The organism is Lactobacillus delbrueckii subsp. bulgaricus (assembly GCF_046938665.1).
Lineage (GTDB): Bacteria > Bacillota > Bacilli > Lactobacillales > Lactobacillaceae > Lactobacillus > Lactobacillus delbrueckii_C.
In genome coordinates this window covers 19,212-42,177 of sequence record NZ_JBKZCD010000010.1, presented here as the reverse complement: position 1 = coordinate 42,177, position 22,966 = coordinate 19,212, and the positions used below count along the sequence as shown (strand labels likewise).

Below are 22,966 nucleotides of genomic sequence, written 5' to 3'. Positions count from 1 at the left end.
AAAGACGATCATCATGCCAGAAACAGATCCTAACTTGCGGGATTTAGGCAACAGAAATCTTGCTAAAATCGCGCCTTCAGCCATCCGGGCTTTTGACGAAGAAATCTCCCAGATCCCAGGAATCATCAAGCTCACCTTGGGAGAACCAGACTTCGCGGTACCAGACCATGTGAAAAGGGCCGCTATTCAGGGAATTGAAGCAGACGACTCCCACTACGGGCCATCAAAAGGAAAGCTGGCCCTGCGGCAAGCTATCAGCAAGTATCTTACGGCAAGCAGACAGGTTGACTATGACCCGGAAACCGAAGTTATTGTCACTGACGGGGCAACTGAAGCAATTACGGCAACTTTACTGGGACTTCTTAATCCGGGTGACAAGGTTTTAGTGCCAACACCAGTCTTTTCCCTTTATTTCACTAATATTGAAATGGCAGGCGGGGAAGTGGTGATGATCGATACCTCAGATACTGGCTTCAACTTGACGCCAGAGCGGCTAGAAGCGGAGATTGCGGCGGCCGGCGACCAGGTTAAGGCAATCATGCTCAACTACCCATGCAACCCAACAGGGCGGACTTATTCCAAAGCTGAGTTAACTGCTTTAGCCGAAGTGATCAAGAAGCACCATTTGCTGGCAATCTGTGATGAAATCTACAGCGAACTGACTTATGACCAGGAACATTTGTCTTTGGCGACTTTATTGCCAGGACAGGTAATCTTGATCAGCGGCTTGTCTAAGTCACACGCCATGACGGGCTACCGGCTTGGTTATATCGCGGCTCCGGCAAGTTTACTGCCAAATGTGGCTAAGGCCCACAGCTTCATGGTGACCTGCGTAGACAATATCGCCCAAGACGCGGCAATCGAGGCTTTGACCAAGGGGCTTGACGATCCAAAGGAATTTAAGGCAGCCTACCAGCGCCGGCGGGACTTCATGGTTGATAATCTGACCAAGCTGGGCTTTGAAATGGCCGTACCGCAAGGAGCATTTTACATTTTTGCCAAGATTCCGGAGAAGTTCGGCAGCGATGACTTTGCTTTCGCCAAAGACGTGGCTAAGAAGGCCAGAGTTGGTCTGATTCCAGGCAGCGTATTTGGTAAAGGATCTGCTGGCTATGTCCGCTTCTCTTACGCGGCAGCTGATGACAAGCTGGCAGAAGTAGTTGAGCGGCTTGGTGAATACGTTGCTCAGCTCTAATATTTTTTCTAAGACAGCAGTTCGCTGTCTTTTTTTATGCCGAATGATATAATTTAGAAAGAATCTAAAGAATTAGTATGACAAGGAGCATATAAATAATGTCTGAATACCCACAACTTAACCTTGACCAAGCCAAGGGCCCAAAGGCAACTATCAAGACCAACCACGGCGACATCGTCATTCAGCTTTTCCCAGAAGAAGCACCAATGACTGTTGAAAACTTCGTCCGCCTGGCACAAAAGGGCTACTACGACGGCGTAACTTTCCACCGGGTGATCAGCGACTTCATGATCCAAGGCGGGGACCCGGAAGGTACTGGTGCCGGTGGTCAAAGCATCTGGGGCCACAACTTTGAAGACGAATTCTCAAACGAACTCTTCAACTTGCGCGGGGCTTTGTCAATGGCTAATGCTGGTCCAAACACCAACGGCTCACAATTCTTCATCGTGCAAAACAAGAACATGCCAAAGCGCTTCATTCAACAATTGCGCGATGCCCAATACCCAGAAGAAGTTGTCAAGGCATACAAGCAAGGTGGTACACCATGGCTTGACCACAGACACACTGTTTTTGGCCATGTAACTGACGGCATGGACGTCGTTGACGAAATTGCCAAGGTAGCCAAGGACGGCAACGACAAGCCACTTGAAGACGTGGTAATCACGACTGTCGAAATTGCTGACTAAGGGTAAGTAAGAAAGGTTTGCGTGAACAAGAGTGAAGTTAAAACGGGTTTGGCTCGTTAAGTTAATATTTGTACTGGCTTTTGCCATTTTTTTGGCGCCAAAGGCAAAGACTACGGCAGCTTCAGATGCTGACAAACCGTTTTACAAGAATGCCATGGTCAACACTTATGTGTATGATGAAAAAGGCAAACGGACCAAGGATAAGAAGATCCTGGCCGGTAAAGCCGTTGGCTGCTACAGCATGATTAATTATGTTGGTGACAAGCCATATATCATGATCGGGCAAAACAAGTACGTGGCATATATGAACGTGGTTGGCCTGGATTGCCAGCTGAACCATAACAGCTACATTTATTCCAGCAAAGGCAAACGGCTGAAGAATTCCGGCGTCTTGCTGAAGAATGGCCCGGTAACTGTCTATGGCGGCAAGAAAAAGATCAATGGCAGCAAGTACTGGGCAATCGGCGTCGGCTTGTACGTTAAGGCAAGCAACATCGAAACGCCTAAGGGCGAAGTGACTAGTGATCCAAATACGCAGAACCAAACGACTGAACCGCAAACATCTTAAACTTGAGCACTGCAAATGCAGTGCTTTTTTGTTTGGAGGGGATACGATTTCGTTTTCAGCTTATAGTTCGAATAATACATATTATGTAAAGTTGTGTAGAAAAATCCGCGAGAGAGGATGCTTTAGCTGCAGCTGGTCATTTTGCCCGCTAGTATTTGATACTGCGCTCTGATATAATTCAGATAATCTTTTTTCGCGATTACTTTTGGATTGGAGATGAAAACAATGTTTAGCTACAAGCTCAACGATGAATTAGAGTTAGCCGTGCCAAGACTGACTGACGGTGAAGCTCTGTATGACTTAATTGACAGAAACCGGGACAATTTATCCTACTACTTGCCTTGGGTTGACCACGTTCATGACGTGCAAGCTGAGACTGATGCTATTAGGCGTGGTTTAGTCAGGTTTGCTGAAGGCAAAGCCTTAGACCTGCATATTTGGTATCATGGCCGATTAGCTGGTAAAGTCAGCTTGAATTCAATTGATGCTATGTATTCTGAGGCAGATATCGGCTACTTTTTAGGCAAAGAATTCCGCGGACGCGGGATCATGACGCTGGCTACCCGGGCGATCATCGATATCGCCTTTGAGGAATATGGCCTGCACAGAATTATGCTGCAGTGCGCGGTAGACAATCTGCCAAGCAATAATGTGGCTAAACGGCTGGGGATGCGGTTTGAAGGCTGCCATAAGGGCCGGCTGATCCTTAGAGACGGCTATCATGACAGCAATGAGTACGCTGTGCTTGCTGAAGAATGGCCTGATGTGAAAGAAAAGTACTAAGCTACCCTTGCTTAAAGCTCAAAGTTTTTCTCACGTTTTTTATGTGTGTTAGTTTAAAACTATAATTTTAATGACAGAAGTTTGAAATGCTCTTTTGGCTCAAGGATTTGCTTTATAGCAATTTTATTGAGTTTTTGAGCATTTTTTATTTTTCTTTTCTGCTTTTGATTTCTGTTTTATCAAGCTACAGAAAAAATCTGCCCGTATTTCGGCAGATTCGCTAGCTAGTCTGTCAAATCACCAAGTTCAAGGATTTTGGCTGAACGACCAGATGATACTTGGCGGCTTCCTTCTTTTCGCCATCAAGATTCATTGCTGCAGGCGTTGTTATTACGCATTCTTTCACCTGTTTCACCACTACATCCTTGCAGCTATTTAGGTCCTTTCGCAGAATTTTATAGATATAATATGGCGCAAATAAGCGGTTTACTTTCGGCAGGATTACCATGTCAATCAGACCGTCGTTGATCTTTGATTTGGGTGAAATTTGGAAGCCCCCGCCATAAAAGCGACCATTGCAGAAGGCACAAAGCGTGACCCGGTCGTTAAAAAGCAGATCATTTTGGACCATGACTTTCACTTTAGCAAACTTATAGCGGCTGATATTGCGCAGGATTGAAGCTACATATGCCGTGCTTTTAGGCGTTTTGACGTCATGTACCGTATTGGCAATCAAGGCGTCAAGTCCAAAGCAGCCAACGTTGACGCAGTATCGCTCATTATTGACTAAAATCGTGTCAATTGGAATCGCTGGCTGGTCTAAAGTTGCTTTGAGGATGGCTTCAGGAGTCATATGGCGGTGAATCGCGCGGGAAAAGTCATTGCCCGTCCCAAATGGCAGGCAAACAACTTCATGGTCTGTATGCACGAGATTTTGGATGACTTGGTTGAAAAAGCCGTCTCCGCCAACTGAGTAGAACCGGGTCTTTTCCGGGTAATTTTTGACGATTTCTTTGACGTGGTCCTTGTACTCACTAAAGAAAATCACGTAATCTCTCCCCTCCATCACCCTAGCGATATTTTTGACGAGGGAATCACTTTTCGACTGATCGGGACTTGGCTTGATTAGAAAAACATGCTTCATGTATTATATCGACTTCCTTTTATAATAGTTTAATGTAAGCACAATCTTGCCGATTTGTACAGAAGCCGTAGCAAAAAGGGGGCGATAAGGTACCGCCTCCCCTGTTCCCTCCCCCGCTTTTGGAGGTGAGGTGATAGTTTCTATATGCTATTTAGTGGAATCTTTTCTAGCTTGGTGACATAATTGCACATGAATGTGACAAGGAGGCCTGAACATGTCCTACATCAAAAATTTCACGACTACATACACATTTAGCGGTAAGACATACAAGATTACTGCACCAGCACGCTTTGATGCTGAAACAGATCAACCAATTTACGATGCTGAACTTGATGAACGTGCAACTGAAATGGCTAGACAAGCTTATCGCGACGATGTGGGGCTTGTGTCACCTGCCGACTTAAAGAGCTTTCGGAATAAGTTTGGCCTCTCTCAGCGTGATTTGGCTAAATTAACGGGACTTAGCATGAATACTGTTGCTTTGTATGAAGCTGGTGCCTTTCCATCAGAGGATGACAACAAGTTGCTAAAAGATTTGCTCTATACTAGTAAATTGCCAAGTCAAATTCCCTTGAAAGAACCAAAGAAATCTTCAAAGTTTACTGCCAAGCAACTAGCAAACTGGCTGCGAGTAGAGAACTACTTTTGCCATGAACAAGATGCAGAGAAGCCAATTGAAGAAGCGTTTAACGACTACAACTTAGTATCCCAGGATTCGGAGACTTGTCAATTGCTAAGAGTTGAAATTGAAGGGGGAAGCGGCTCTAATCCTTGGTCATCTCCACTACATTAGCACGCTCGTCAGCCTGCTTCTGCAATGTCGGAGCTTCCTGTTCTTTCTTGGCCTGCTTGCTTGACCATTTATCGTGCTTTACATAACCATAATTATGACTAGTCAAACTAGCATCCCTCCTCCCCCATCTCTTTCTCCCAAAAAGATGCTATAATAAGCATGTAAATCTTAGAAATACACCACTCATAGGAGGAAATTCTTATGCGTAAAGCAGTACCGATGCTAGACAATAGCTTGACTACAGCAGAATTTTTAGACTTAATTCCATCTGCCTTCCAATCAGTCGTCTTTGGCACGATTGCCAACGGCCGCCCTTATACTAACGTTGCCGATATTGAGCTCTGCCTTGACGGTAAGCTCTACTTTGCGACGACCTACCAAAAGAGCTTCTACCAACGCTTGCACGCCCTGCCCTATGTCTCAATCACCGCTCTTAAAGGCGAAGAGACCATGTCCAGCGTTGGCTTTACCCTAAACGGGACAGTCAAAGAAGTCGACCTCTCCTATCTTGACAAGATCTACGACCAGCATCCCGAAATGCTGGAGATCAACAAGACCAACTCCGAACGCCGGGAACTGCTCCGGCCATTTGAAATCACCCCTATTGACGGCTTTGTTTACGATTTGCGGCAAACCCCGATTTTCCAAAAAGCCTTCACCTTCTAATTCCATGCAAAAAGCGACCGAAACTGTATCATGTTTCGATCGCTTTTCATTTGCTATAAAAACTTAGTCTTGCTTAGTGTCTCCTAAAACAATCCCCTGGTAAAGCGTAACGGTTACCAGGTAGTAAACCAGGTACAGGAGGAAGAAGGCTAAGAATGGAATCCAAATCTTGTAGTAGGGGTCTGGCAGAAGGATCGTGAAGAACTTCAAGCCAAAGAGCACGTCCAGGCTGCCAAGTACCGCCGGTGCGACAAACAGAATAGCAATTTCCTTTCTGATCGCTGCCTTTAAGACGCTGTTTCTAGCCCCAAGCTTGTAGAGCATCTTGTAGCGCAATTTATCACTGGCTGCAGCTGACAGGATCTTAAACATCAGAGTTGAAGCCAGCATCATCAAGAAGGACAAACCGAGGAAAAGGCCCATAAATTCAAAGCCTGAACACATTGCCGCGATCTGCTGGTAAAGAACCGGCTTGGTGAATTCCAGGTAGCCATAAGCCATAGACTCCTTACTGAAGAGCTTCATTTCTTGCTCAGTAAGCTTCAGCAATCTCTTGTTGTTCTTGGCAAAATCCTTAACCTTGTAAAAAGTGATGACCTTGCTCGTCAGCTTCTTTTTGGCAAAAGCTGCATCTGACAAGGCCACAAAGCCCTTGCTGGAATCTTCTGGGAAGAGGCTGGCAGCTTGAGCAGAATTTCTGACCGTAGCTGAAGTCTGCTTACCAGTTAAGGTCTTGGATGTAACCTCGACCGTGTGGTAAATCCGCCCTTCCTTGTCAATCGCCTTCTTCTTGTCTGAAGATGCCGCGTTATACATTTGAATCTTGAGTGGTGTCTGGTCAATTTCACTTTTCTTGACATAGAGGACGCCATTTTTCTCATCAGCCTTGTAGCTGTAAGTAACTTTCTCCTCTGTACCGATTTTTTCAACCTTGTCAGCCAGCTTCTTCTGCTTGCCAACTAAGACAAAGTCGTAGTACATAACGTCAGTCATGGCATTCTTCAAATTGTTGAAGTTAATGCCGACCGTAATAGCGCCAAGGGCCAGGGCCAGCATAATTGAGATGGCTGACAGGATTCTGGTATAGCCATGCAGGCGGAACTTCAACTGGCCCAGAGTGTAAGGTCGTATCCCCTTATAAAGGAAGCTGTGTCTCTTCCGCAAAAAGTCGATGACAGCTACAAAGAAGGCGTCAAAGATTAAAAAGCTGCCCAAAACGATGGTTACTAAAGCAATTGGAATTGCCTTCAGCTGCAAAGTAGCCACATGCCACATTGCCCAGTAGCCCGTAGCCAAAAGCAGTACACCCGCGATAGCCTGGATAGTCCGTAAGACCGGCCGGCTCTTCAACTTGCTTGGCTTCTGATCTTCTTTTAAGAGATTGATCAGAGTAGTCTTGGTCAGCTTGACCGCGTTCCAGGAAGCGGCCAGGAAGAACAGGGCGACAAAGAAGAGTAAGGTCCAGAGAACTGCTGGCAGGTAGAGCGGGTTAAAGTGAGCCAGAGTTAGCCCCAGCTGCTTGACCATCAAGGATGAGACCAGTTCAGTCAGCCCCACGCCTAAGATAATCCCGATCCCAGTAGCCAGAAGGCCGGTAACCAGGGTCTCAGCGAAGATCAGCTGGCCGATCTTGCCGCTTTTTGCCCCCAGCATCATGTACATGCCGTAGTCCCGCTTTCTCATGCTCAAGAGGAAGCTGTTGGCATATGCCAGGTAGACCAGGGTTAAAATAGCCAGAAGGACGATCCCGAAGGAAAAAATAAACTTGGTCGCTTCCATGGTCAGCTGGCCGGCAACGCTGGACTTCAAGAAGGATGGGTTAGCGGCCAGAGTCAAGAACATGTAGAAGATCATGCTGGCGGCGCTAAGGCCAGAAAACAGGACCAGGTAGTCTTTTAGCCGGCTTTTCAGCCCGGTCATTGACAGTTTAAAAATCATGTTAATCCCTTTCTTTACTCAACTAGTCGGCATTTTCGCTGAGCTGGCTGATCAGCTTCTTGTAAAAGTCCTGCCGCTTCATGTCCCCGCGCTTGATTTCTTCATCAATCAAACCGTCCCTAATAAAGAGAATCCGGTCAGCAAACGATGCGGAGAACGGATCGTGAGTGACCATCAAGATTGAAACCTGGTCTTTCTCATTAAGCAGCTCCATCGTGTCCAGCAAGGCTCTGGAAGACTTAGAATCCAGGGCCCCAGTTGGTTCATCGGCCATCAAGATTGCCGGTTCATGAACCAAGGCTCTGGCAGCAGCAACTCTTTGCTTCTGCCCGCCGGAAATGGCTGCTGGGTACTTTTCCAAGACTTCGCTGATGTTGAGCTTAGCGGCGATCTTATCGACCTTAGAATCGATTTCTGAGCTCTTTACACCTTGCAAAGAAAGTGGCAGGGCAATGTTTTCCCTAGCGGTCAGGTTGTCCAAGAGGTTGAAGTCCTGGAAGATAAAGCCAATTTCTTTAGCTCGGAAGTCGGCCATCTGGTTCTTCTTCAGCTTGGCGATGTTTTTGCCGTTAATCGTGACCTCGCCGCTGCTTGGCTTGTCCAGGGTTGACATGATGTTCAAAAGAGTGGTTTTACCAGAACCGGAAGTCCCCATAATGGCGACGAATTCTCCCTTGGCTACGCTGAGCGAGACACCCTTCAAGGCCTGGAACTGCTTCTCCCCTTTTTTACCGTAAGTCTTCGTAACGTTGTTGACTGTCATCACTTTTTCCATAGTTACCCCCTAAATCGTATCGGTGTATTACTGTTCTGATACACTAAATAATACTGGAGTCTTTTCGAATCGTCAATAGGAATTTTAGCGATTTGTAAAAAAGTTGTAACAAAAAACAGGCGAGGCTCTCCTTTTGTGGAAAGTCTTCGTCTGTTTCATGATTAGTGTAGATGCTTTATTCAATTTTTACAGGTCTTCACCCAGCTGAGTTGTGGCGTATCTTGCCAACAATACCGGGGATGCCTGGTAGTATGGCGTGTCCTTGTCCAGCTTGGCGATTTCAGCCATTTCCGCATCAGTCAGCTGGAAGTCAAAGATGTCGAAGTTGTCACGGATGTGGTCTGGGTTCTTAGAGCCAGGAATAACCACGTTGCCCATTTGCACGTGCCAGCGGAGAATGATTTGGGCGTTGGATTTACCGTACTTTTTGCCCAATTCAGAAAAAATTGGCTGGTTGATCAAGCTCTTGTCGCCGTGGCCCAGCGGGTACCAAGCCATGAGGCCCATATCATACTTGGCCAGGAACTTTTTCAGTTTAGTTTGCGGGTAGTATGGGTGGGCTTCAACTTGTACGACTTGCGGCTTGATCTCCATGGTGTCAATTGCTTCTTGAACCAGCTCTTGCGGGAAGTTGGACAGGCCGATCGCCTTGACCTTGCCTTCCTTTACTGCCTTTTCGATGTTCTTGTAACCTGCCCGCCAGTTGTCAGTTGGCTGGTGGAGGAAGAGCAGGTCAACATAGTCAGTCTGCAGGCGCTTCAACATTTCGTCAACGGCGGTGTCATTTTCATAAACCGTTGGCCAAAGCTTAGACACCAGGAAGATATTTTCACGGGCTACTCCGCTCTTCTTGATGCCGCGGCCGGTAGCCGATTCGTTTACATAGGCATTGGCCGTGTCGATCAAGCGGACGCCGCTTGCTAGGGCACTGGCGACTGAGTTTTCCGCGTCTTTTGGCGAAAGCATGAAGGTACCGATCCCGGCCATAGGCATTTGCAAACCGTTGTTTAAGTTTAAGTATTCCATCATATTTTGTCTTCCTTTCGGGAACTATCTGTTTGATTTCCTTAATGCTTTTATGATACAAGGCATGCCTGTCAAAAGATAATGCTTGCTATACATGTTGCTATGCATCCCTGCTATAGAAGACAGCCACTGGAGCTGTTGCTTGCTTTAGTGGCTGTCTGGTCTTCAGTTTTCTTGGGTTTTCGGGTCGATAAACAAGATTCTGACTTTGCAGCGGATGTGGTGCTGGTAGTCCATTTGGCAGATCTCGCTAAAAATCTGCATTTTCTTGTTGCAGCGCATAGCTAGGGCGGTGTCTTGCTTATTTAATTTCCCCAGCTCATCCCCTTCCAGGGTGCAGACCGTAATCTGCTCGTACGGAGGATTTAGCTGCAGAGACAAGAGCTGCCCTACTTCGACTTCTTCAAGGTACTTTTGCCGGCTCTCTCCAACAATATCTTCACCGTCTGTTTCTAAGAGCCAGCTTTCAATGTGCGGGATATTGGCTAAAACGGGTTCAGTCATTTTTTGATAGATGGCTAATCCCAGCTGGATAATTTGTCTTTTTTCATCGATGGACTTGATAAAGGCAAATGGCTTTTGCTCAAGGTTAGCTAGAGCAGACCTAACCAGGTTCGCGATGCGCGGGTTAGGCAAATAGCCCAGGGTCTGCCCTTGGCAGGCAATCAGTACATTGTCGCCATCATCTTTAAAGCTGACTTCCATTTCTGGTTGGAGCAGGTACCACTCCGGCGTGCACTTACTGCCTCTTAACTCAATAGTTGGAAAATACCGCATTCTGTAGTGGTTGTCGCTAAAATGCTCAGCTTGCCCCCGGCTGTATCTAAAGGGACCGTACAGGCGCTCATATTCGCGTTTGGCCGCCAAAGATTTCTGCCGTTCATCATAGGCGGACTTACTGGCGATCTTTTTGGTCAAGTAATTGACGATCTGGACAAGCTCGCCAGTCAATTCCGGATCATAGGGGAAAAGCAGAGGCTGGTCAGCAGGGATGCCCGGCTCTTCGTCATAGTTGAGCTCAAGTAAGGGTTCTAGGACATAGAGATTGCTGACGCCGGTTAGGCAGAAATTGGCCAGATCTGTTGTATCACAAGGGATGAAAATGCTTGAACTGTTTTCCAGGTCAGTATACTTGATCTCCTTGTTATTTATGGTCAATAATGTGTTTTCATTTCCGATTTGCCAGCTTTCACCGGCCTCAATCCGGCAGACTGGGCTGTTATTTTGGCTCGTCATCCTTTTTACCTCAGTCAATCAAAAGGGATCTTGCGTAATTATTGCAGTTCCTGCTTCAAGTTAAGTATTTTGCTCTCGATTTCTTTAATCACCTGCAAAAAGGTCTCATCATCTTGGCCTGTAGGATCTTCTAATCCCCAGTCTACCCGCTTTTTTGCAGGCAAATAAGGACAGCGGACTCCGCAACCCATGGTGATTACGTAATCAACGCTAGGCAAATTAGCCAGCGTCTTCGGCTTTTGCCCGTTAGCCAGCATGTCGATGCCGTAATGCTCCTTGATCAACCGAACCGCGTCGGGATTAATCTGATCTTTAAGGTCCGTGCCGGCTGAATAGGATTCAAAGACATCCCCAGCCAACTTTTTACCCAAGGCTTCAGCAATTTGGCTGCGGCAGGAATTATGGGTGCAGATAAAGGCTACTTTCGTTTTGGTCATAATGAACTCCTGTTATTTCTTCTCAAGCAGACCAGGGTTACTGGAAACAATGACAAAGGAAAAATTCTCTCCAGTGAGCTGTAACCGATTACTTATGACCTCTATTATAAACTAAAAGCAGCATCCCCTGCACTAAATACAGATGAATGCTGCTAATGTAACTTAGTTTGCTTTTCTAAAAATTGTTCTAAACAAGAATCTTACTGCAGGACCACAGAAGAAGATTTGCCAGCCAATCGCCATTGGAAAGTTGATGACGGCAGTCTGCAACCAGGTCCCGATGAAGCCAGCTGCTTGGAAGTTCTTGAAGAGCGCGGTCGCGATCAAGCTCATCGTTGGGCACATAAGGCAGACAGTGATTGAGCAACGGATCAAGATGATCAGCAAGATTGGCGTTTCAGGTGTAATCAGCCGCTGAGTCAAATAAACGACAGGCTTTTCAAAGACGAACATCTCCAGGATGATTGCAACTGGCCACATGATCATCATTTCGCGGAAGGCATCCAGTAAGACAGCATCCCTCATCCCGCCGATGGTAAGAGCGATGTTGTAGCAGATCATGGCGTAGACCATAACAAAGGCCATCATAACAGTAAAGACAAAATTTTCCAGTTTTGATTCTGGCATTAAAAAACTCCCTTCATGATTCACGTGTTGTTCGTTAATCACTCCGGGAGTGTGCGTTTCCAATCATAACCGTATTCAAATACAGTTAGTTATTCTAGCATAGAAAAATTGATTGTGTAAGGATTTTTGATAAGTTTTTCTGAAAAGCGTTTGCAATTTTCAATTAAAGGCCAGTAAGAACATCGGCGATTCCCAAGTTGTATCATCCGGGAAGGTAACCTTGATAGTAACGTAGCTGCTAGATTGCTCATCGTAGCTGTAGTCGTCACGAATCTCGTACTTGGTCCCCTTCGGCATAGCATCAGTATTGCTGATAAAGTCTTGCGGCTTTAGCAATTGGTAGCTGTCTGCTTCAATATCTGTGCCTACTGGCATGGTGATTGAAGAGCTCTTCAGAGCTGGATGATAGACCAGGTTATCTGGCTGACTGACTGTTAAGGTAAACTTCTGGCTAACTTGGTAGGAATAATCTGGATACTCAACCAAAATATAGTAATCATGACTGCCTGGTACCGTGGTATCGGGATCATCGGCTAAAGGATTGCCATCCGCACGGCAAAAGCTAAATTCTGTCGTATCCCTAGTTACTTCAGCTGGGTCATTCGGGAAGTAACCAACTGGGTTAGTCACAATGTCCGTTCTAATATCAATATGGTGGCCATACGGCACGGTAGTGTTCTTGACAGTCACATTGTACGCATCTGCTTGTGCTGACTTGACTACAAAGGATACTGGCCCTACCGTTTCCTTTGAACCATCTGGGTAGGTAACCAGAATATTAGTCTGATAGAAGCCGCCCTTCTTAGTGTTTACCGGCTTTACAAAAGTATAGTTTGTCTCACTTGGAAGATCCAAGGTATTAGTAATGTAAGAATACGCATCGCTTGAGAATGTTTCTCCCCAATCAAGTGTTGTAGTCCAAGCCTTAACCTTTGGGTTATACTTCTGTGCCATCGTTAACGGCTTCTTGCTAGTCTTCTTTACTGTCTTTGCGGGTTTCTTAGTAGTTTTCTTGACTGTCTTTTTAGAGCTCTTCTTGGCAACCTTCTTCACAGTCTTCTTACTGCTTTTCTTCTTAGCAGTTTTCTTTACTACCTTCTTCGGCTTAGCTGTCTTTTTTACGGTCTTAGCCTTAGTGACTTTCTTCTTGCTTACTTTCTCATTGGTCTTTTTGCTGGTCTTCTCCGTTTTAGCTACAGATTTCTTCTTAGCCTTGTAAGCCTTAAACCATTTAGTCTTTTCTGGGGCAGAGACAAAGTAGAATTGCCGCTTGCCGGCTTTATACTTGCTACTCTTAATTACCCAGCCACTGCCAGTGCTCATCAACCATCGTGACCGATAGATAACAGAACCTTTCTTGACTTTGCCCGCAGAGTAAAAATGGTTCTTTGACTCAGAAGTGCCAGTCTTTACCCGGTAGACCTTCATAGTCTTAGTGACTACAACTTTCTTGTTAGCCATTTTGGCATAGTCATACCCGTTAAGGTAGCTTGCTTGCACAGGCTGAATGGTCGTAGCGACCAAGGACAGACATCCAACAAATGCTAGAATTTTCCTTTTCATGTTATTCACCTTTCCTAACTTAAACATCCAACTTGATCATATCCCTAAAATTCGTCCATGAAAAGGCTTTAATCAAAAAAGTCGCATACTTTTGTACGCGACTTTCCATATCCTAAATTATGTTAACTATCTCTATATCTCATTTTGTTTCCGGGTCATTACCAAAACCGCTAGTAAATAGAAAACTACCCCAGTAACCAGCAAGACGACTACTGACAGCCAGGCAGGCGCGGTATGGCCGTCATATACGAAGACAATCCCAAACATTTCCTTGATTTCTTTTAGTACACTTGCCGGCTGATTAGCAAAGTTTGCCTTTATTGCAGGCTTCATCAAAAGCTGCCGGTAAAGTACCGCTGAATGAGCACATGGGAAGTACTTAACCAGCCATTGAACGTTGTCTGGCAGACTCCCAATTGGAATGTATGCCCCAACCAAAAAGCCGATCAGAGTCCCAACTATCGTGCTTGCGGCTGAATAGGAGCTGTTGGTCTTCAAGAAAGAAATTATGAAGGAAGCAATCGCCGATGAAGCAAAGGCTGATAAGACAATTACAGCAAATAGCTTTAGTAAAGTCTCCACATCCAGTACTGCCCCGCCGGCCAGACCCAGGTAGATTTCCCCAAAAATTAAGGTAAAAATGGACATGATGATGCTGATGATGAAGCCAGTCACGATATAGCCGCCCGCGACCTGTCTTCTGCTGACCGGAGATGAGTAAAAGTCCTTGATCGCCTTATTCTCCCGGTCACTGATCATTACTCCATATGCTCCTAAACTCGTAGTGATCGACGCCGAAGCCAGCATCCCCGCTAGCATCCAAGCCCGCATCAAGCGGTTGGGATGTGGCAGAAACTTTAGCCCGCTGTTCACTGAATCACCAATGAATAAGATGTAGAGGGCAAAAATAATAATGACACTCAGCATTGAGAAGAATACTGAAGCTTTGTCTCTAAAGTAAATCTTGAGATTCCTTTTGACCATCGCGCTCATTCTCTTAGCCTCCTCCCTGTAATATTCAAGAATACGTCATCCATCGTTCCGTGCAGGACTTCAAAGCTTTGCAATTGGTCCCGCATTCCTTCTACGATATCAATGGCATCCATGGTGTCCGTCAGTTCTACCTCATAGTGGTCGGCTGCCTTTTTCCAATTAAGTGATAAAGACGACAGAATATTGTCTAAACTCTGCTCTTGCTTCGGATACAGCTTCAGCCGGTCATAGCTGTAGCGCTCTTTCAAGCTGATCGGACTACCTTCAGCGACAATCTTCCCGTGGTCCAGTATTACCACATAATCCGCTGCGGATGCTTCGGCCATATAGTGTGTCGTCAGAAAGATGGTCATCCCCTGCTCTTTTTGGAGGCGCTGGATCGTTTCCCAAATGTGCTGCCTGGTCTGCGGATCAAGACCCGTCGTTGGTTCATCTAGGAAAAGGATTTTCGGCGTATTTAAGAGCGCTCTGGCGATATCTACCCGCCTTCTCTGCCCACCGGACAATTTTCCATACTGCCGCTTAAGCAGGTCGTTAATCTCCGTATACTCGCTTGCCCGGGCAACAGCTGCTTTTACTTCTGCCTTGCTGTGATAGTAAAAGCCAGCGCGAAGAGTTAAATTCTCAAGCACTGTAAGCCGCTTATCCAGCAGTCCTTCTTGAAAGACGATCCCGATCCTCTGCTTGATTGCCTGTGCCTCCGTCTTCATATCAAGCCCGGCCAGCTTGATCTCACCAGAATCGAACTTGGTTAAAGTTGACAGGCAGTCAACCGTTGTAGATTTTCCGGCCCCGTTTGGGCCAAGGAAGGCAAAGAGCTCGCCTTCGCGGACTGCAAAGGAGATGTCATCGACGACTTTCAAGTCACCATAGGACTTAGATAGGTTTCTAACCTCAATAGCATTCTTCACTATTTTGCAACCCCTTTCTATTTATCTTTATAAGTTAATTCTACATCTGCTAATATCTTTTTGGGTTAAATCCAGGTAAGATGCAAAAATAGGCAGCTAAGTTGCAAAAAGCTGGCATAAGAAAAGGCCACGCTGGTTGGCGTGACCCCTTAGGTGATGTAAAGTGAGTTAATTTGCCCTGAGATACAGATCTCAAGTACTGTATATTCAATGCTTCATGTTAAAATTAACAGTAACTAGATACTGTTTAGAGGTGGCATCATGCAAATTAGACGCGCGCAAGTTAAAGACATTCCAGCAATTATGAAGCAGCTGAACCAGGTTTTGGAAATTCACGCTTCGATTCGTCCAGATATTTTTATTCCAGGCACAACCAAGTACACGGTGGAAGAGCTGACGACAATCATTAACGATGACCAGAAAGCAGTTTTTGTCGCGGTTGACGAAGATGATCAAGTGCTTGGCTATGCCTTCACTCAGCTGCAAGAGCAGCCTTTCTCAACCAATATGGTTCAGTTTAAGTCACTCTTTATCGATGACCTCTGTGTTGACAGTACCCAGCGCTCCCAAGGCGTGGGCCGGGCCCTGCTTGATTATGTCAAAGCTGAAGCCAAAAGACTGGGATGCTATGAAGTGACACTTAATGTATGGGAGGGCAATGATTCTGCCATAAACTTCTATAAGAAGAATGGCTTGAAGGTCAAGGGAACAAATATGGAATTTATTTTGTAAGCAAAAACCGATCTCAAATTTTGAGACCGGTTTTTAATTCCAGCAAGTTACTTTACATAACAAAATTTATGTAGATATGTTTACTTAAAAATGTATAGCGCTGATAAAGCGATTCTGTTGCTCTTAAAAAGTTAAAGTTGATCACCTGCACATTTAAGCGCAATAGAACTCACTTCTTAAAAAGGTGTATTTTATCCTAAACGGAAAGACTTCAAATCTTCTTCCATGCTTTCGTCTTCCAAGCCGATGTATCTCAGAGTAGTGGTTGGGCTGCTGTGGTTCAGCATCTTCTGCAGCTTATACAGGGCCCGGGGATCTGGATCACCTGCAGGGGTTGTCGCGCTCTTGATGTAGTGGTAGCCAAAAGTTTTTCTTAGGGTGTGGGTACCAACTGTATTGGGATCAATCTCGCACTGCCGGGCTGCCCGCTTCAAATCTTTATAGAAAGACTTTCCTTCAATATGCCCCTCCCCTTTTCTAGAAGGGAAGAGCCAGTCGCTTGGCTTCAGCCGCATCTGGTCAATATAATTTTCCAAGTCCTGGCTGATATTGCCGATATAGGCATGCCGGTTCTTGTGGGTTTTCGTTTCAACCAGGTTGTACCATTCCCCGTCTTCAATGTCTGAGACCTTGGCCTTGACGATGTCGGAGATCCGGAGACCTGTGTTGATCCCAAAGACAAAAATCATAGCATTCCGCAGACCATTCCTGTTTTGCCCAGTAACTGTCCCGGTCCCAAACTGGAGGGCCCGCTTCATGGCGTTAATTTCCTTGGCAGTTTTCAGTGGCCGGATATTTCTGCTGCTCTCTGTTTTTTTAACTTTTCGGCCCATTTTGCTGTTAAAATCCTCCCCTCATTGAATGCGTCTTTATGTATTTATTCTAGCACAAAGGTGCATTGAAGCGACAAAATTGTTAAAAATTCCGTCCTAACTAATCAAGATTCGAATGCGTAAAAATGCCTATTTCTACGCATTCGGTAAAAAGGTGATTTTTTGCCAAAAATGCTGAGAAAAGCTCTCATTTGCGCCCAAAATTTTGGAGATGATTACTTGCCCTTTTTCCCGCAAATGAGGTTAAAAAGAAAAAAGCAGCATCCCCTCACGCGAAAATTCTGCAGGGATGCTGCTTAGTAGCTATTCAATTTTTCTAATTCGGTAGCATATATTTGGTGCCTCTGCCTTCACCAGATTTGAGTAGATACCCTTTCTTTACCAAAGAGTTTATCAACTTCAAAGTTTTGGTTCTGCCAAAGCCGACTACTTCATTTATCTTGCTTGTAGTTTCATTTCCAGATTGAACGGCTTGATAAATTTTGCCTTCATCCACAGAAAGATTGACTGGCACCGATCGTAAAAGTGGCAAAATAATCACGATAGAGTTCGCAAAGATTTTAAATTTAGGTTGAATAACACTGCCTTGATAGCTGCTAATAATTCTGCGAATTCCCGTGCCAAATTGTTCAATTAAGCCTAAACGGTAAAAAACATTAGCCAAAATTGGATTGCGCAGTATTGAAATTTGCCCTAAGAGATACTCCTCTTTGCTCAAGCCACTTGGTAAGCCGCCGGGTGAAGCAATTTCAATTCTGTCATCAAACATTGAAATTTTGATTTGAGAATTCACGTCCCAAGTACGATGGACCAAGGCATTAGCAACTGCTTCTCTGAAAGCTTCCTCGGGTATCTCTGCTACAAGTTCCCTGTTAATGCCCTTGATTTCTTCATGTTGGTAATACTGTCGATACATGTCAATGGAGAAATTGTATTGATCTAAAACAGAAATACCTTCATAATCTTTTCGATCCAGCATGATATTAAGATTTGCTCCAAAACGAACTAAATTAATACCACGAAAATGATTGTGATCAGCTAGAAGTGCCCCAGCATTGGTGTATCCGCTACCCTTACGCAGCAAATCCAAAGTTATCAGAATATCTTGATTCAGCGCCTTTATGCCAAGCTTATCCTGTAAAGCAGTTTCCAAGCTAGAGAAAGTTAAATTTTGGTCCTGGGCTTGCAGGCTATCAAAAGTCTGGTTCTTGCCTTCAAGTATCAAGCGGGATAGTTCGACTGGATCTACTTCAATCGAAGCACTATCATTACGCTTGTATGCCTTGGACTTATAAAAATAAGGCGGGTTAGTTCCTTGATAGACTCTTAATGTTATGACCCGTGTATCTTTGTCTATATCTAAATCATACTTTGGATTAGGTTGGATTGAGTCATTGATCTTATTTTCAATATCCAAACAAACCCTCTCAGGATCGTCCACTCCTACAACTTGGCCATTGTCCTTTATTCCAAATTTTATCTCACCTGTGCCATAATTAGCAAAAGCACTGACCGTTTTCAAAAACGTCTTTGAAACTTGTTCCTTAAATTCTAGATCCTTGGTCTCACGCATGCTTCTCACCTCCCACTAATTATAGCAATTGGAGCGGAAAAATGCGATAGATTATCTTTTCAATCGCATTTGCGCTCGTTTTGGAGTGATTTTTTGATCAAAAGCGATTGCAAACGCGATAGATTATTCTTTCAATCGCTTTTCCGCTCCTTTTGCGATTGAAAACATCCGCAAATTCAAAAGCAGCATCCCCTCACGCGAAAAAACGTGCATAGATACTGCTTTTTTGCTTATAAATCCAGCGTGGCAGAATACTTGATGATCACCGATCCGTCATGGCCTAAAACGGAACTGCTGAAGTCTTCCTGATAAAATGGCGGGACAACCTTTGCCTTACTTCTTAAAAACTTCAATGCCTCCGGCCCATTGCCAGCAACATCGTCGTTCTCCATTTCCTGGTAAAAGCAGGCATACTTTCCAGCCGCTTTGACGTAATTGCCCTCTTTTCTTTCCACCACTTTAAAAAAGCGGCTGATTTCTGCCTTTTCGAAGTCATCGACGATCACCCCATATCTGGGCCCGAAGCTGATTGGATTCAGCGACACACCATGCCTAAAAGGACTGACTTCTAGGTATTCTTCCGGGCAAGTCTCAATTGTCACTTTGTTCAAACCGGTCTGTTTCAAGTCACGAATCCTCTGGTCAAAAAATTCCAGACTGGACTTGATCTTCCCCAGCTCAGTAATCTCTATTTCAACTGCTTCCTGCTGCTTAGCTAAATACTTCTGCCGTTCATTCAAGTCCTTTAGGGCGAAAAAGTTTCCGACCTCCTGCAAGCTGCTGCCCAATTTCTCCAGCAGGCGGATCGTGGCAACTTGGTCCACCTGTTCCAATCGGTAGTAGCGGTAGCCATTATCTTTGACAACTGCCGGCTGCAAAAGTCCTTTTGCTTCATAGACATAAAGTGCCTTCTTAGTGACAGAGCACATTTTGGCAAAATCACCGGTTTTGATCAATTCCTCGTCCATATCGGTCAATTCTTTCCTTACTAAGATTCCTCAGCTCTTGACTGTTCCCTAAGGGCATAGTTTACCCTAAAGGTATGAACTTTGAAAGCAGGTAAGAAAAATGACAGAAGAATTGAAAAAGAAAGTTTGGGCCTTCAGCCTGCCCATGATCAGTGAGCTTTTTGTCCAGCAGCTCTACAGCGTCATCGACATGGCCATCATCGGCCGCTATCTGGGAGCCAGGGAATTAGGCGCCGTGGGCAACGCGGCCAATATCATCATGCTTTTCCTGGTTGTCTCCGGCGGCTTTGAAATGGCGGTCGACGTCATGGTCTCCCGTCTGTTAGGGGCTGGCAAAAATAAAGAGAAGGCTGCCATGGCCCGGGACACCCTCTTTCTCAGCGCGATAAGCGGCCTGGTATTGGTAGTAATTGCCTGGATTTCCCTGCCCGCCCTTTATAAGGCGGTGTCATTACCGGAAAACATGATGGGGGATGCCCTCCTCTATGGCCGGGTCTACCTCTTTGCCCTGCCGATCATCTACATCTATGACGTTGGCCGGGCTATCTTGATCTCCAATGAGCGGGCCAAAATCTCCTTCTATCTCCTGGCAACTTCCAGTGTCTTAAATCTGCTCTTGAACCTTCTTTTCATTCTCGTCTTGCAGCTGGGCGTATTGGGTTCAGCCCTGGGCACGGTTTTAGCCCAAGGGATCACCATGCTGGTCACCCTCTACCTTTTGGCAAAAATGGACCGGCAGGAAGAAGAGCCTGTCTCACTTAAGCCTGACCTCTCCTGGACAAAAATCAAGTCCATCCTTCATATCGCCCTGCCAACCATCTTCCAGCAATTCGCGATCACCTTTGGCGCGACTTTGGTTCAAGCCTGGGTCAACCCCTTTGGCCAGGAAGCCATCTTGGGCTATGTTGCCATCGTCAAGGTCATGAACCTGGCCCGGATCGTCCTGGTTGGCTTTGCCCAGACGTTAACTTTGATGACAGCTCAGCTATTAGCAGCCAAAAAGTACTCAGCTGTTAAAGCAGTTTACCGCTACTGCAGCAATGTCTCTCTTATTTACTGGCTGGTCAGCTCAGCCTTGTCGGTCATCTTCTGCCGGCTATTGGCAGGCATGTTCTTTGATCCAGGCCAAAACCAGGCAGCTTACTCCTTCTTCAGAGTTTACCTCTATGCTTTTGTCGGCATCCAGCTTTTCTCCATCTTCAAGTTCTTGAATGAAGGACTGCTCAGAAGCATGGTTTTGATGAAGGAATACCTCTATTGCAACTTGGGTGAACTAGCCCTTAAGCTGGCCGCAACCTGGCTGCTTTTAATGCCTCTTCAGACTAATGCTTTCTGGAGCGCGGAGCTAGGCGCCAGAATCATCTGCGTCTCGGGGTCAACCATCTTGATTATTAAAGAAATGCAAGCTTTAGAAGCAACAGAATAGAAAAAAGCCGGGTAAAACCGGCTTTTTGTCTGCAGTCATAAATGTAGTAAAGAATGGAAGGTCACCGGACCCGGCGGTCGTTCTCGGCTTTCTTGTAGAATTCCTCCTTGGATTTGCGCATGGCCTTGTCTGCCTGGTAGAGCAGGTCAGTAACATTCAAGTGGTCAGCATTTGCCTGCTTGATCCCGATTGAAACGTGGTAGCCTTGCTTTTTCAAGTTAGAAAGGATTTGGTCAGACTTTGCTTGGACCTGGTCCAAGGGCTCGTCTAAGGCAATTGCTAAAAACTCATCCCCGCCAAAGCGAAAAGACATGTCTTGCCCGAATTTGTCAGCTAATTCACTAGCCAGGGCAATCAGCATCCGGTCCCCGGCTTCATGGCCAAGCTTGTTGTTTGTTTCATGTAAACCATTAACGTCACAGAAGACAAATGTGACGCTTTCTTGGGCCCCGTGCAAAAGGTTGCCAATTTCATCTTGGTAATAGTTCCGGTTCCTGATCCCGGTTAAAAGGTCGTTTTCACTGAGAAATTTGCTTTTTTCCGCGTCAAGCCAGCCAAGCAGACTGACATGGTCAAAGTAGTAGCCGCTGATAATGCCAACTACTCCAAAGAAGACCGAGTTCCACGAATCAGCGTCAAAGCTATCGGGCGTTTTAAACTCAATCACCAAATAGTTAAAGCAGATTACTAAGATGAAGGACATTAAGAATTGCTTCCAAGGGGTGATCACAAATATGGTTGGCAACAAGACTAAAAAAACCATAATGGTCGTGGCCTGGCTGGAGGGGTTCTGCAAGGTTGTCCAGATGGAGTAGGCATAGAGAAGCAGGCAGAAAAGAAAGACCAGCAATTTTGTCAAGGATGTCTTTCCTTTGGCCAGCAGGGTCAATAGCATAAGAAAAAACAAGCGATTCCCGAACTGAAGTAAAGAAATTCAGGAGAGTAAAAGCAGCTATAGAAACTAGTAAAGTAATGCAAGGGTACCTTTATTGGCACGATTATGGCAGAGATGATCATGGCAATAAAGAAGATGTTTTCCCCAAGGAGCAGCATCCGCCAATTACTGAAGCTAACCCGGCCTTTAACAGATTCATATTCTTCTCGACTTAATCCCGCGTAGCAGAGATAGTTCCAGATTTTACTGCGAGCCTTCATCCTCTACCGCCTTCTTTCTGAAGCACAGCAAAAAGCTAAAACGTATATAGGTATATCATCAATTATATTTTAAATGTTATACGAACTGCTTTCAAATTTCTTTTTCAGAATATGATCATCAGCCGATTACTGGCAAGAAGGCAAAAATCCAGGCGACAACTAAGGCTGGCAAAAAGTTGGCAACCCGGACCTTTTTACCCCAAAGCAGGTTGACCCCGACACAAAAAATCAAGACGGAGCCAACCAAAGAAATATTAGTTAAGGCAGCCGCGGTCATAACCGGTTTGATATAGTGAGCCAATAAGGTTAAGCTCCCCTGCAATAGGCCGACAGACACAAAGGAAAAGATGCAGCCCTTTCCTTCAGCGCTGGTCATCACCATGATAATAACGAAGTCAAGAAGCGCTTTGGCGATTAAGGTATCTGGCTTATGGTAGATTCCATCATTGATCGAGCCAACGATCGCCATCGCGCCGATGCACACGACCAGGGAGGCATCGACAAAAGCTGTAGTAAAGGCTGGATCCTTGCTGTTGCCAGTCTTGTGCTTGAGGAAGTGGCCAAAAGATTCAAAGTAGGCCTCAATGTTGAGTAATTCCCCCAGCAAGCCGCCAATTGCCAGGGATAAAATCATCATCAAACTGGACCCGCTGGTCAGCTGGCCATTTTTGACTTGCAGCATTTTTTCAATTGCTCCGGCAATCCCTAAAAACATGGTCCCCAGTCCGCAAGCGACCATTAATGTTTCCTGCACCCGGGCCTTGAGCAGGTGGCCGAAGTTAAGTCCGAGCAGACCGCCGCAGATAATGGCGGTGACGTTGATTACAGTTCCGATTCCTGGCATATATTTCACCTCAGTCAAAAGTATAGCATAGGAAAAGGTGCTTTTTAATTTAAATATCATTTCAATAATGAAAAAGCGAATATTCGTGATTATCCAGGCAAATCTTGCTTTCCCCTAGATAAATCAACGATTGCCAACTAAATGCATATAAAAT

The 22,966-nt window shown here is 45.5% G+C and carries 24 protein-coding genes; 8 read left to right on the top strand and 16 right to left on the bottom strand.

The features are described 5' to 3' along the window. Positions 1 to 13 precede the first annotated feature (13 nt). From ACLUXO_RS06090 to ACLUXO_RS06075, 4 genes are all read left to right on the top strand, one after another. Positions 14 to 1,195, top strand: a complete 1,182-nt coding sequence (locus ACLUXO_RS06090; RefSeq protein ID WP_412136762.1) for an aminotransferase class I/II-fold pyridoxal phosphate-dependent enzyme — start codon at positions 14 to 16, stop codon at positions 1,193 to 1,195. A 98-nt stretch (positions 1,196 to 1,293) separates the two neighbouring features. Beyond that, positions 1,294 to 1,881 (top strand): peptidylprolyl isomerase, encoded by a 588-nt coding sequence (locus ACLUXO_RS06085; protein WP_279190547.1) that lies wholly within the window; start codon positions 1,294 to 1,296, stop codon positions 1,879 to 1,881. A 31-nt stretch (positions 1,882 to 1,912) separates the two neighbouring features. After that, positions 1,913 to 2,449 (top strand): SLAP domain-containing protein, encoded by a 537-nt coding sequence (locus ACLUXO_RS06080; protein ID WP_412136761.1) that lies wholly within the window; start codon positions 1,913 to 1,915, stop codon positions 2,447 to 2,449. A gap of 225 nt (positions 2,450 to 2,674) precedes the next feature. Continuing rightward, positions 2,675 to 3,232, top strand: coding sequence for a GNAT family N-acetyltransferase (locus ACLUXO_RS06075; RefSeq protein WP_412136760.1), 558 nt, complete (start codon positions 2,675 to 2,677; stop codon positions 3,230 to 3,232). Positions 3,233 to 3,464: 232 nt separating this feature from the next. On the opposite strand, the gene ACLUXO_RS06070 is transcribed toward ACLUXO_RS06075, so the two are convergent. Further along, entirely contained in the window at positions 3,465 to 4,316 is an 852-nt protein-coding gene (locus ACLUXO_RS06070; protein ID WP_412136759.1) for a diacylglycerol/lipid kinase family protein, read from the bottom strand. 214 nt (positions 4,317 to 4,530) lie between these two features. On the opposite strand from ACLUXO_RS06070, the gene ACLUXO_RS06065 reads away from it, so the two are divergent. Then, a complete protein-coding gene (locus tag ACLUXO_RS06065; protein WP_412136758.1) occupies positions 4,531 to 5,109 on the top strand; it encodes a helix-turn-helix domain-containing protein in 579 nt (192 codons plus the stop codon). Here ACLUXO_RS06065 and ACLUXO_RS06060 read toward each other — a convergent pair. Then, positions 5,081 to 5,215 (bottom strand): hypothetical protein, encoded by a 135-nt coding sequence (locus tag ACLUXO_RS06060; protein ID WP_412136757.1) that lies wholly within the window; start codon positions 5,213 to 5,215, stop codon positions 5,081 to 5,083. The two genes, ACLUXO_RS06065 and ACLUXO_RS06060, sit on opposite strands and share 29 nt — an antisense overlap. Before the next feature lie 95 nt (positions 5,216 to 5,310). On the opposite strand from ACLUXO_RS06060, the gene ACLUXO_RS06055 reads away from it, so the two are divergent. Then, positions 5,311 to 5,775, top strand: a complete 465-nt coding sequence (locus ACLUXO_RS06055; protein WP_412136756.1) for a pyridoxamine 5'-phosphate oxidase family protein — start codon at positions 5,311 to 5,313, stop codon at positions 5,773 to 5,775. A gap of 63 nt (positions 5,776 to 5,838) precedes the next feature. On the opposite strand, the gene ACLUXO_RS06050 is transcribed toward ACLUXO_RS06055, so the two are convergent. The 9 genes from ACLUXO_RS06050 to ACLUXO_RS06010 all read right to left on the bottom strand — a co-directional run bounded on the left by ACLUXO_RS06050 (position 5,839) and on the right by ACLUXO_RS06010 (position 15,281). Continuing rightward, the gene (locus ACLUXO_RS06050) at positions 5,839 to 7,713 is read right to left on the bottom strand and encodes an FtsX-like permease family protein (protein WP_412136755.1); all 1,875 of its coding nucleotides are present in this window, start codon (positions 7,711 to 7,713) and stop codon (positions 5,839 to 5,841) included. Between the two features lie 22 nt (positions 7,714 to 7,735). Further along, positions 7,736 to 8,488, bottom strand: a complete 753-nt coding sequence (locus ACLUXO_RS06045; protein ID WP_412136754.1) for an ABC transporter ATP-binding protein — start codon at positions 8,486 to 8,488, stop codon at positions 7,736 to 7,738. Between the two features lie 186 nt (positions 8,489 to 8,674). Continuing rightward, a complete protein-coding gene (locus ACLUXO_RS06040) occupies positions 8,675 to 9,517 on the bottom strand; it encodes an aldo/keto reductase (RefSeq protein WP_412136753.1) in 843 nt (280 codons plus the stop codon). Between the two features lie 162 nt (positions 9,518 to 9,679). Beyond that, complete coding sequence (locus ACLUXO_RS06035; protein WP_412136752.1) at positions 9,680 to 10,750, bottom strand: hypothetical protein; 1,071 nt, start codon at positions 10,748 to 10,750, stop codon at positions 9,680 to 9,682. Between the two features lie 38 nt (positions 10,751 to 10,788). Further along, a complete protein-coding gene (locus ACLUXO_RS06030; RefSeq protein ID WP_412136751.1) occupies positions 10,789 to 11,187 on the bottom strand; it encodes an arsenate reductase ArsC in 399 nt (132 codons plus the stop codon). Between the two features lie 162 nt (positions 11,188 to 11,349). Beyond that, positions 11,350 to 11,814: a DUF2798 domain-containing protein gene (locus tag ACLUXO_RS06025; RefSeq protein ID WP_412136750.1), complete on the bottom strand. Its 465-nt coding sequence runs from the start codon at positions 11,812 to 11,814 to the stop codon at positions 11,350 to 11,352. Between the two features lie 159 nt (positions 11,815 to 11,973). Then, entirely contained in the window at positions 11,974 to 13,377 is a 1,404-nt protein-coding gene (locus ACLUXO_RS06020; RefSeq protein WP_412136749.1) for a Rib/alpha-like domain-containing protein, read from the bottom strand. 132 nt (positions 13,378 to 13,509) lie between these two features. Further along, positions 13,510 to 14,370, bottom strand: a complete 861-nt coding sequence (locus ACLUXO_RS06015) for an ABC transporter permease (protein WP_412136748.1) — start codon at positions 14,368 to 14,370, stop codon at positions 13,510 to 13,512. Further along, positions 14,367 to 15,281, bottom strand: coding sequence for an ABC transporter ATP-binding protein (locus ACLUXO_RS06010; RefSeq protein WP_412136747.1), 915 nt, complete (start codon positions 15,279 to 15,281; stop codon positions 14,367 to 14,369). Before ACLUXO_RS06010 ends, ACLUXO_RS06015 begins: the two co-directional genes overlap by 4 nt. Before the next feature lie 261 nt (positions 15,282 to 15,542). Here ACLUXO_RS06010 and ACLUXO_RS06005 point away from each other — a divergent pair, with 261 nt between their 5' ends. Next, positions 15,543 to 16,013 (top strand): GNAT family N-acetyltransferase, encoded by a 471-nt coding sequence (locus ACLUXO_RS06005; RefSeq protein WP_412136746.1) that lies wholly within the window; start codon positions 15,543 to 15,545, stop codon positions 16,011 to 16,013. A 191-nt stretch (positions 16,014 to 16,204) separates the two neighbouring features. Here the strand turns inward: ACLUXO_RS06005 and ACLUXO_RS06000 are convergent, their stop codons facing one another. From ACLUXO_RS06000 to ACLUXO_RS05990, 3 genes are all read right to left on the bottom strand, one after another. Then, on the bottom strand, positions 16,205 to 16,846 hold the full coding sequence (locus tag ACLUXO_RS06000; protein WP_412136745.1) for a tyrosine-type recombinase/integrase: 642 nt from the start codon (positions 16,844 to 16,846) through the stop codon (positions 16,205 to 16,207). Between the two features lie 316 nt (positions 16,847 to 17,162). Further along, on the bottom strand, positions 17,163 to 18,419 hold the full coding sequence (locus ACLUXO_RS05995; protein WP_412136744.1) for an ATP-binding protein: 1,257 nt from the start codon (positions 18,417 to 18,419) through the stop codon (positions 17,163 to 17,165). Between the two features lie 230 nt (positions 18,420 to 18,649). After that, positions 18,650 to 19,387, bottom strand: a complete 738-nt coding sequence (locus ACLUXO_RS05990; RefSeq protein WP_412136743.1) for a MerR family transcriptional regulator — start codon at positions 19,385 to 19,387, stop codon at positions 18,650 to 18,652. A 145-nt stretch (positions 19,388 to 19,532) separates the two neighbouring features. Here ACLUXO_RS05990 and ACLUXO_RS05985 point away from each other — a divergent pair, with 145 nt between their 5' ends. Beyond that, a complete protein-coding gene (locus ACLUXO_RS05985; protein WP_412136773.1) occupies positions 19,533 to 20,813 on the top strand; it encodes an MATE family efflux transporter in 1,281 nt (426 codons plus the stop codon). A 61-nt stretch (positions 20,814 to 20,874) separates the two neighbouring features. Here ACLUXO_RS05985 and ACLUXO_RS05980 read toward each other — a convergent pair whose 3' ends face one another. Both ACLUXO_RS05980 and ACLUXO_RS05975 read right to left on the bottom strand, forming a co-directional pair. Beyond that, positions 20,875 to 21,672: a GGDEF domain-containing protein gene (locus ACLUXO_RS05980; RefSeq protein ID WP_412136742.1), complete on the bottom strand. Its 798-nt coding sequence runs from the start codon at positions 21,670 to 21,672 to the stop codon at positions 20,875 to 20,877. Between the two features lie 414 nt (positions 21,673 to 22,086). Then, entirely contained in the window at positions 22,087 to 22,812 is a 726-nt protein-coding gene (locus ACLUXO_RS05975) for a DUF554 domain-containing protein (RefSeq protein WP_412136741.1), read from the bottom strand. Between the last annotated feature and the right edge of the window lie 154 nt (positions 22,813 to 22,966).